The 9,737-nt window shown below is 70.0% G+C and carries 6 protein-coding genes, 2 tRNA genes and 1 pseudogene; 6 read left to right on the top strand and 3 right to left on the bottom strand.

The window, feature by feature from the left end:
* Positions 1-101: 101 nt before the first annotated feature.
* The gene (locus ACFVH5_RS42020; protein ID WP_385838955.1) at positions 102-1,295 is read right to left on the bottom strand and encodes a cation:proton antiporter; all 1,194 of its coding nucleotides are present in this window, start codon (positions 1,293-1,295) and stop codon (positions 102-104) included.
* Positions 1,296-1,474: 179 nt separating this feature from the next.
* Between ACFVH5_RS42020 and ACFVH5_RS42015 the strand changes: the two are divergent.
* Both ACFVH5_RS42015 and ACFVH5_RS42010 read left to right on the top strand, forming a co-directional pair.
* Positions 1,475-3,924: pseudogene (locus ACFVH5_RS42015) on the top strand (ABC transporter permease).
* Positions 3,921-4,397, top strand: a complete 477-nt coding sequence (locus tag ACFVH5_RS42010; RefSeq protein ID WP_385838954.1) for an HD domain-containing protein — start codon at positions 3,921-3,923, stop codon at positions 4,395-4,397. Before ACFVH5_RS42015 ends, ACFVH5_RS42010 begins: the two are co-directional and overlap by 4 nt.
* A gap of 171 nt (positions 4,398-4,568) precedes the next feature.
* Here ACFVH5_RS42010 and ACFVH5_RS42005 read toward each other — a convergent pair whose 3' ends face one another.
* On the bottom strand, positions 4,569-5,741 hold the full coding sequence (locus tag ACFVH5_RS42005) for an acyltransferase family protein (protein WP_384809180.1): 1,173 nt from the start codon (positions 5,739-5,741) through the stop codon (positions 4,569-4,571).
* 590 nt (positions 5,742-6,331) lie between these two features.
* Between ACFVH5_RS42005 and ACFVH5_RS42000 the strand changes: the two genes are divergently transcribed.
* Positions 6,332-6,526: a hypothetical protein gene (locus ACFVH5_RS42000; protein WP_107016269.1), complete on the top strand. Its 195-nt coding sequence runs from the start codon at positions 6,332-6,334 to the stop codon at positions 6,524-6,526.
* A 250-nt stretch (positions 6,527-6,776) separates the two neighbouring features.
* Positions 6,777-7,625: an alpha/beta fold hydrolase gene (locus tag ACFVH5_RS41995; RefSeq protein ID WP_385838953.1), complete on the top strand. Its 849-nt coding sequence runs from the start codon at positions 6,777-6,779 to the stop codon at positions 7,623-7,625.
* Between the two features lie 64 nt (positions 7,626-7,689).
* Here the strand turns inward: ACFVH5_RS41995 and ACFVH5_RS41990 are convergent.
* A tRNA-Gly gene (locus tag ACFVH5_RS41990) sits at positions 7,690-7,763 on the bottom strand.
* A 153-nt stretch (positions 7,764-7,916) separates the two neighbouring features.
* Here ACFVH5_RS41990 and ACFVH5_RS41985 point away from each other — a divergent pair.
* Positions 7,917-7,993: transfer RNA gene (locus ACFVH5_RS41985), tRNA-Pro, on the top strand.
* 187 nt (positions 7,994-8,180) lie between these two features.
* Positions 8,181-9,590, top strand: a complete 1,410-nt coding sequence (gene tig / locus ACFVH5_RS41980; RefSeq protein ID WP_385838952.1) for a trigger factor — start codon at positions 8,181-8,183, stop codon at positions 9,588-9,590.
* The last annotated feature ends 147 nt before the right edge of the window (positions 9,591-9,737 follow it).

Below are 9,737 nucleotides of genomic sequence, written 5' to 3'. Positions count from 1 at the left end.
GCACCTGGGGGCGCGGGGAACTGCGCAAAAGGGGGCGAGGGGGCGCAGCCCCCATGCGGTGACGGGGAGGGTAGGGGCGGCGGGGGCGAGGAAAGGTCCCCTCAGCCCACCGGTGTGGACTCCCGAGGCTCGGCGGCCTGTTCGGCCGCCCGCGCCGCCTTCCCCCCGGGCAGGATCCGCGCCAGCCACCCCGACCGCCCCGCGGCCAACGGCCCCAGCACGGCGAGCACGAGCACATACCCCGCGATGAACGGCGACAGCCGCTCGTCGAGCCCCGCCACCGCGGCCATCGTCGCGAGGATCAGCGCGAACTCCCCCCGAGCGAGCAGCGTCGTCGAGATGTTCGCGGCGGGCCCGGGCCCGAACCCGTAGATCCGCGCGGCCCCCAGCCCCGCCAGCACGTTCATGACCAGCGTCAGGGCGACGGCGGCCAGCACCGGCCACAGCACGGTCGGCAGATCCCCCGGATCGATGGACAGCCCGAAGGCGAAGAAGAACATCGCGCCGAAGGCGTCCCGCAGGGGATGCACCAGCTTGAGGATCCGCGGACCCGAGGTCGTACTGCCGAGCATCAGACCGACCATGAACGCCCCGATCGCGTCCGCGACCCCGAACCACTCCGAGACCCCCGCCATGAACACGGCCGCACCGAGGAAGGAGATGACGAGCAGTTCGTCGTCCCTGGTGTCGAAGAGGCGGCTCACGATCCGTGTCCCGAAGCGCGCGGCGAGCGCCAGCAGCAGCAGGAAGGCGAAGGCCTTGCCGCCGTCCAGGACGGCCGAGCCGAGCGAGTCGGCGCCGGACAGGATGGGCTGGAGGGCCGCCAGGTAGAGGGCGAGGAAGATGTCCTCGACGACGATGATGCCGAGGATCGGCTTGGTCTCGGCGTTGCCGAGCCGCCCCGTGTCGACCAGCACCTTCGTGACGATCGCCGACGAGGAGATGCCGAGCACACCGGCGAGCACCAGCGCCTCGGACGTACCCCACCCGAGGGCGAAGCCGAAGCCCAGGCCCGCGCCGACGTTCAGGGCGAGGTAGGTCCCTCCGGAGAGCGCCATCCGGCGCCCGCCCGCCTTGAGGTCGTCCATGTGGAATTCGAGGCCGAGGTAGAAGAGCAGCAGGACCAGGCCGAGCGCGGAGAGCATCTCCATCTCGTGCGGGTCGGAGACGAGCACGAAGCCGGGGGTGTGGGGGCCGAGGAGTATCCCGGCCAGGATGAAGAGGGGGATGGTGGGGAGCCCGATCCGGGCACCCACGCGGGCGAGAACGGCGGCGGCCAGAAAGGCACCGCCCATGGCGATCAGAAGCTCTGCGTGTCCGATGGGCCCGTTCCTCCTTGGTCGAGGGGGTGGTCGGCTGAATAAGACAAGTGGGTCAAGAGAACGTCAAGAAAGCGTCAGTACTTAGTTTACCAAACGATTAAGGGGGGTCGATAAGGGTGGGGTTCTCCCCACCCGGACCCGGCGGCAGCCTGATGTTCGTGCCCAACGGGCTCGCCCGTGCCGCCGTCCGCTTCAAGCCCGCCGCGTTCGTGGGGACGTTCGTCGCGCTCGCGATGGCCGCGCTGATCGTCTCGGCCTGCGGCATCCTCCTGGAGACCGGCCTGCGCGCCTCGGTCCCGCCCGTGCGCTACGCCGGCGCCCCCGTGGTCGCCGCCGCCGACCAGCGCGCCCACTTCGTCACCGGCCACGGCGAGGACCGCGAGGACGACCCGTACCGGTCCCGGACCGAACCCGTCTCGACGACTCGCTGGTCGCGAAGGCCCGCGCGGTACCCGGCGCCCGTACCGCGGTGCCGGACGTCACCTTCCCCGTGCGGACGCGTACGGGAGAGCCGGTCACCGCGCACGGCTGAGGCTCCACCGCCTTCACCGGCGAACGGCTGACGGCGGGCCACACTCCCCGGCCGGGCGAAGGGGGCCTCACCGAGGGCACGGTGGGCGACCGCGTCACCCTCACGACCGCCGGCGGCCCCCGCACCTTCCGCGTCTCCGGCCTGGCCGGAACGGGCGGCCCCACCGCCTGGTTCGCCGACACCGAAGCCGTACGCGTCTCCGGGCACCCCGGCCGCATCGACGCCATCGCCGTCCTCCCGAAGGACGGAACCTCCGCCGACACCCTCAAGTCCCGGGTGGCGCACACCCTCGGGAACCGCGCCCAGGTGCACACCGGCGACGACCGCGGGGCCCTGGAGGACTCCTCCCTCGCCGGGTCGAAGGAGATGCTGATCGCCCTCGGCGGCTCCTTCTGCGGCATCGCCACGACGGTCGCCGTCTTCACGGCCATGGGCACGGTCGCCCTGTCGGTGGCCCAGCGCGCCCGCGAGTTCGCGCTGCTGCGTGCCATCGGGACGACCCCGCGCCAGATCCGCCGCTCCATCGCCACGGAGACCCTCCTCGTCGCACCCCTCGCGGGCCTGATCGGCTGCCTGCCCGGGATCGCCCTGGCCCGCTGGTGGTTCGGGCGGCTCAGGGACAAGGGCGCGATCCCGGAGGCCGTCGGCCTGTCCGTCTCGTGGATCCCGCTGCTCGCGGCCGTCGGTACGGTCCTGGTGGCGGCGCTGGTCGCGGGGTACGCCGCCGCCCGCCGCCCCGCCCGTACGAAGCCGGGGCAGGCGCTCGTCGAGGCCTCGGTGGAACGGCTGCGTCCGGGCTGGATCCGTACCCCGCTCGGGATCGCGGCGGCCGTCGGAGGCGCGGTCTGCGCGGGCTTCGCCGCCTCGCTGACCGGCGAGGACGCGGCCAACGCGGCGCTGGGCATCGTGATGCTGTTCATGCTCTCCGTGGCCCTGCTGGGCCCGCTGGTCGCCCGCGCCTGCGCCGCCCTGTTCGGACTCCCGCTGCGCGGAGCGGGCGCCTCCGCCTCGCTCGCCGCCGCCAACTCCCGTACCAACGCCCGCCGGACGGCCTCCGCGATCACCCCGATCGTCCTCGCGACGGCCTTCTCGTCCGTCCTCGTCTTCATGCACACCAGCGAGGAGCGGGCCACCCTGCGGCAGCAGCGGGACGGCATCGTGGCCGACCACATCGTGACGTCCGGTCCGGGCCTCGCCCCCGACGCCGTGCAGAAGGCCGCTCGCGCCCTCGAAGTCACCGCGGCCGTCGGCCTGTTGAGGACCGAGGTGCTGTTCCGCAGCAACGGAACGCTCGACTCGGCCTCCGCGCAGGGGGTCATGGGCTCGCCCCGCGACCTGGCCCGCGTGCAGGACCTGAAGGTCGAGAGGGGCGCCCTGTCCCTGCAACGGGGCGAGGTCGCGATCGACGCCTCCCTCGCTGCGAACGCCGACATCGCAGTGGGCGACCGCATCGAACTGCGTCTGCCCGACGGTACGAAGACCGCGCCGCGCGTCGTGGCCACGTACGGGCGGGGCATGGGCCTTTCCCGGATCACCATGGCCCACGCCGACCTCGCGACCCACGTCACCTCCGCCTTCCCCACCGAGGTGTGGACGAAGGGCGGGACCGCGGAGGGCCTTGCGGGGGCGGCGGGGAAGGCGGGCACGGTCCTGCCCCGGGGCGACTACACCGCCGCCCGGTCCCTCGACCTCGAACTGAACGAGTGGGCGAACACCGTCATGGCGGCCGTCCTCGGCGGCTTCGCGGCCGTCGCCGCCGCCAACACCCTGGTGATGACCGTGCCCGACCGCCGCCGGGAACTGGGCACCCTGCGGCGCATCGGCTCCACCCGCCGCCAGGTGATGCGCATGATCCGCTGGGAGGCGCTGCTCGTCGCCCTGGCCGACATCACCCTCGGCACGGCCATCGCCCTCGCCACCCTCGTCCCGATGATGAAGGGCCTGACGGGCCAGGCACCGTACATACCGCCGCTGGTGTACGGATCGTTCGTGGCGGCCGTGGTGGTCCTCGGGCTGACGGCGGTGACCGTGCCGGCGAGGGCGGCGCTACGGGGCACACTCGACGCATGACCGACAACGAGCCCCGCCCGCTGCTGACCCTCACCGAGGTCGAGGCCCTGGCACGCGAGGCGCACGCCGCCCAGACGGACAAGGCGGGCCGCCCGTACGCCGAGCATCTGCGGGCGGTGGCCGAGGGGGTGCGCGCCCGCGGCGGCGACGAGGACCAGATCGCCGCAGCCTGGCTGCACGACTCCGTGGAGGACGACGCACTCTCCGAGGACTGGCTGCGCGGGGCCGCGCTCTCCGCCCGTACGAAGGCCATGGTGCTGGCCGTCACCAAACGCCCGGCCGAGCCCCCACAGACCTACGCCACCCGCATCCTGACCACGCCGGGCGCCCTCCTGGTGAAACAAGCGGACCTGGCCCACAACGCGAACCCGGAACGCCTGTCGGCCCTGGACGAGGAGACCCGCACCCGCCTGACAGAAAAATACAGAAACATGCACGAACTCCTGGGCCTACAACCCCCCAAGCACCCCTGAGACGAGCCCCGCAGGGGCGCGCCCAAGGGGCGCGGGGAACTGCGCGCCCAGCGACAACGGACCCGCAGGGTTGCTTTTCAGGGGCGCGGGGAACTGCGCGGCCAGCCACGACTGACCCGCAGACACCCCACTACCGCAAGCGCACCCGCCCGCAAGCGCGCAGCCAACCCGTCAAGACTTGGCCCGCTCGCGAGCCACCTCCGTGGCGTCCCGGCGGAACGCCCACTCCATCTTCGGCTCCATCGCGAAGCGAAACACCCGCTGCACCAAAGGCGTGCACAGCGCGGTGATGACGGCCGCCGCGAAGACGGACACGAACACCTCGCCGACCGGATGACTCAGCCAGCCGTAGTCGTCGTACCAGCCCCAGAACCGGGACCCCTTGGCGAGGAAGCCGTGCAGCAGATAGCCGTACAGCGTGCCCGCCCCGAGAACCGTGAACCACATCTTGCGCCGCGGCACCCACGCGAAGAAGCACGACGTGAGCACCATCGAGCAGCCGAACATCGCGAGCGTCATCACGACACCGGCCCACCACGGCGCACCCAGTTCCTGGGCACTGTCACGGTGGTAGAACCACGCCGAGTTCATCCGCGGCCCCGCCCAGTACGCGAAGGCCAGCGTCAGCGCGAGGACCGGCACCGACAGGATCCGGACCTCACGGCGCCGCATCAGCTGGAAGTGCTCGGGCTTCATGAACAGGCCCACGACGAAGAACGGCAGGAACTGCAGGACCCGTTGGAGGTCCAGGTCGTCGCCGATGTCGGGGGAGACGGAGGCGAGGATCGCGATGGCGAGCGCGAGCGGTACGGGCCAGCGCACGACCTTCCACAGCGGGACGGTCATCCGCCACACGAACAGCGCGACCAGGAACCAGGTGAGATACCAAGGGTCCAGCAGACTGATCGGATGGCTCGGATCGTCGTCCGCCCACCTCTTGAAGAGGGAGTACGCCACCTCGAAGAGGACGTACGGCACGACGACGCCCGTGATCAGCCGGCGCAGCCGGTCGGGGCGCATGTCGAAACTGCGGGAGAAGTAGCCGGAGATGATGATGAACGCCGGCATGTGGAAGGTGTAGACGACCATGTAGAGCGCCTCGGCGGCGCGGCTGTGGTCGGTCAGCGGTTCCCAGGCGTGGCCCATCGCGACGAAGACGATCGCGAGGTACTTGGCGTTGTCGAAGAACGCGTCGCGCGGTTTGGCGGGTCTGACCTCCGGCGCGGCGGCGGCGCCCGCGTCCGGCGTTCCTGCTGGTCGCGGACTCGGTACTCCTGGGGCCGGTGACTGTGCCGGTGGGAGTGGAGCCCTCTGTTGGCCGTGCGGACGGAGCGAGTTCGTCACAGACCCTCCCACCAGGAGCCGGGGGAGACGATCCGCGACCTCGCCGCACATGCGGGGGACGAGGCGGCGTAGGACATCTGAAGCACCCTAGCGTTGTCTGTGGGATTCCGTAAAACCCCTGAGTCGAATCCTGCTTATCGTCCCTCGGGTACCCAGGATTTGGTGAAGTTGACATGGCAATGACTATGGCGAGCGCCACATTCGGCGCGGGTGTTACGTCCTGATTCGTCATGACTAAACATCGCATACCACCCGCGGGCGACTCTGGTGGAATGTCCCATCGAGTCGGCTTTAGTGCCCTGTTAGTCCCCCGCCCGGCAGGGGGCGGGTGTGCCTGTGCCAACAATTCGAATTACCTGCGAACAGGTTGTGTGCGCAGGTGTGTGGACATGGAAACGATCTCTCTGAATTCCTCGTGGGAGGGATACCTCGAATTGCCGTGCGGGGCCTGCCCGTTCACGTCGGTTACCGATGGATGCCTCACCCGCCGCATACGGCGGCCCTGTTGGTGGCACGATGGTTCTGGCGGGGGTGTGTGGGGTTGCACCTCCGGGCCGGGAGAGCGGACCGACCGTAGGGTGTGATCAGTTGTGGCCATTTCGCTGTCAGTGGTGCTGCTGTTGGCGATCGTCCTGGTGGTGTTGATACGGGGTGGATCGATCAAGGCGGGGCCGGCGGTAGTCGCCGTGCTCTTCGGCTTCTTCCTAGCCTCCACAGGCATGGCGGACGACATCCAGCGCTTCCTCAACTCGATAGCGGAGACCATCAACTCGATCCAGTTCTGAGCGGGTGCACGGGCCCGGCGATCCATGGGCGCGCGGCGCGGGAGCGGACGGGACGGCACTGCCCGGACCCGTCGCCCGGCGGAGCCCGCGCACGGCCGGCCCGTCGACGACCCCGGAATCGGCACTTCGTCTTCGCTACTGCCACCGCTTCTGCGCGCCGCTGCTTCTGTCGCCGTGACGCCCGCGGTCGTGACCGCGCCCCCCACATCGGACGCCGGGCGACTCGGCGAGAGCGAAGGAGCACGCCGGAGTGGACGGAGTGGACGGAAAGACCTCCTGGCGGTTGCGCGAGAGCTGGGAGAGTCCGATCGGGACCCTCCGATGGGACCGCCTCGGACCGCAGGACGGCCCACCGGTGGTGCTGCTGCACGGCACCCCGTTCTCGTCGTACGTATGGCACGAGATCGCCCCCGCCCTGGCCGCCGAGGGGCACAGGGTCCACGTCTGGGACATGCCGGGCTACGGCGCCTCCGCGAAGAGTGACGGCCAGGACGTCTCGCTGAAGGCGCAGGGAGTGGTGTTCGCCCAACTCCTCGACCGCTGGGGGCTCACGAACCCCTCGGTGATCGCGCACGACTTCGGAGGCTGCGTCTCCCTCCGCGCGCATCTGCTTCACGGGGCCGCGTACGGACGTCTCGCGCTGGTCGACCCGGTCGCGCTGGCACCCTGGGGCTCACCCTTCTTCCGGCTGGTCGCCGCGCACGCCGACGTCTTCGGCCAACTCCCGGCCCCGCTGCACGAAGCACTGGTCCGTGAGTACGTCGGCTCCGCGAGCCGTCGCGGACTGCGGCCCGACGTCCTGACCGGACTCGTCGCCCCCTGGACGGGAGAGGACGGACAGGCGGCCTTCTACCGCCAGATCGCCCAGGCCGACCAGGCCCACACCGACGAGATCCAGGGCCTGTACCCCTCGATGGACCTGCCCGTCACCGTCTGCTGGGGCGCGGAGGACACCTGGATCCCACCCGCCAAGGGAGAGGAACTGACCGCCCTGATCCCCGGCGCACGCCTGCGCACGATCCCGGCCGCCGGCCACCTCGTACCCCTGGACGCCCCGGCCCGCCTCCTCGCGGCCCTGCTCACGTTCCTCGGTGATTGACCGGGCCCGGAAACACGTGAGGGCCAGGCAGAGATTTCGATCTCCGACCTGGCCCTACGTCATCTGGAGCGGGCGACGGGAATCGAACCCGCGTAGCTAGTTTGGAAGACTAGTGCTCTACCATTGAGCTACGCCCGCACAGCATGCACCGCAGGTCAGTGACCCGCGGCACTGAAGCATCGTAGCGGGTCGCACCCCCTCGCCGCACACCCCGTTCCGGTGGGCGGCGACGCCCCCGGAAATGCGGGCGTGGCACGGTCCGCGGGCATGTACCCTACGTGTCGCACCAGACGGGGTGTGGCGCAGCTTGGTAGCGCGTCCGCTTTGGGAGCGGAAGGCCGTGGGTTCAAATCCCGCCACCCCGACCACCGTGCCGGACCACCGGCGAGATCACCTTTTTGGGGCGTGTACCGGCTGCGGCTAGTATGCAAACTGCGCGCCCGTGTGTCTGCATTTTTACGTCCCTCAAGGGCCGCCAGTCCGCTGAGGCTCCGCCGTATCCGGTGGAGACCGTCAGTAGAACCCAAAGAAGTCAGCCCCCAAGGAGACCGAACCGTGAAGAGCGCCGTGGAGACCCTGAACCCGACCCGGGTTCGGCTCAGCATCGAGGTGCCCTTCGAGGAGCTCAAGGACAGCCTCGACGCGGCGTACAAGAAGATCAACCAGCAGGTCACGGTGAAGGGGTTCCGGAAGGGCAAGATTCCGGCTCGTGTCATCGACCAGCGGTTCGGCCGCGGTGCGGTTCTTGAGGAAGCGGTCAACGACGCGCTTCCGAAGTTCTACACCGAAGCGGTCAACGAAGCCGAGCTGAACGTCCTCGGCCAGCCCGAGGTCGACATCACGGAGCTGAAGGACGGCGAGACGCTGAACTTCACCGCCGAGGTCGACGTGCGCCCGACGATCGAGATCCCGGACTACTCCGGCATCGAGGTCGAGGTCGACGCCGTCGAGGTCGGCGAGGAGGACATCGACAAGGCCGTCGAGGAGCTGCGCGAGCGCTTCGCCTCGACCGCTCCCGTCGAGCGTGCCGCCGAGGACGGTGACGTCGTCACCCTCGACCTGGAGGCCAAGGTCGACGGCGAGGTCCTGGAGGACGGCGTCGCGAGCGGCGTCTCCTACACCATCGGCTCCGGTGAGCTGCTGGACGGCATCGACGAGGCCGTGAAGGGCCTGGAGGCCGGTGGCGAGGCCACCTTCGCCTCCGAGCTCAAGGGCGGCTCGGCAGCCGGCAAGGAGTCCGAGGTCACCGTCAAGGTCAGCCAGGTCGCCAAGCGCGAGCTGCCCGAGCTGGACGACGACTTCGCGCAGCTCGCGTCGGAGTTCGACACCCTCGAAGAGCTGCGTGCCGACAGCCGCAAGCGCCTTGAGAACATGAAGCAGTACGACCAGGCCACGCAGGCCCAGGAGCGAGTCCTGGAGAAGCTGCTCGAGCTCGTCGAGGTGCCCGTCCCCGAGAAGCTTCTCGAGGACGAGATCAACACCCGCAAGCACAACCTGGAGCACCACCAGCTCGGCCAGATGGGCCTCGACCTCGAAAAGTACCTGGAGATCCAGGGCAAGACGGCCGAGGAGTTCGACGCCGAGACCAAGGAAGCGGCGGTCAAGGGCATCAAGACGCAGTTCGTCCTGGACGAGCTCGTCAACAAGGAGAAGCTGAACGTCAACCAGGAGGAGCTCACCGAGCACCTCATGCGGCGTGCGGCCTCTTCGAACATGTCTCCCGACCAGTTCGCCCAGGCGGTCGTCGAAGGCGGCCAGGTCCCGATGCTGGTCGGCGAGGTCGCCCGCGGCAAGGCTCTTGCCGTGGTCGTCGAGGCCGCCACCGTCAAGGACACGAACGGTGAGGTCGTGGACCTCGACGACGAGGACGAGGACGAGACCTCCACGGAGGGCTCTGCCGAGGCCTCCGACGAGGGCTCGACCGAGGAGGCCGTCGAGGCCGCCCCGGAGAAGACCGAGGCCTGACCGCTCCGCGGTACGTACGCAGCTACGGGCCCCCAGGACACGTCCTGGGGGCCCGCAGCCCTCTCCTGGGGCCCGCAGGGGCCTTCCAGGGGCGCGGGGAACGGCGCGGCCCGCCCCCACCGTCCCGCAGCCGCGTCTGCCTCTGTC

The sequence above is a fragment of the Streptomyces sp. NPDC127119 genome, from assembly GCF_042677425.1.
Lineage (GTDB): Bacteria > Actinomycetota > Actinomycetes > Streptomycetales > Streptomycetaceae > Streptomyces.
The sequence above is the reverse complement of the archived record's forward strand: the minus strand, read 5'-3'. Positions and strand labels throughout refer to the sequence as shown.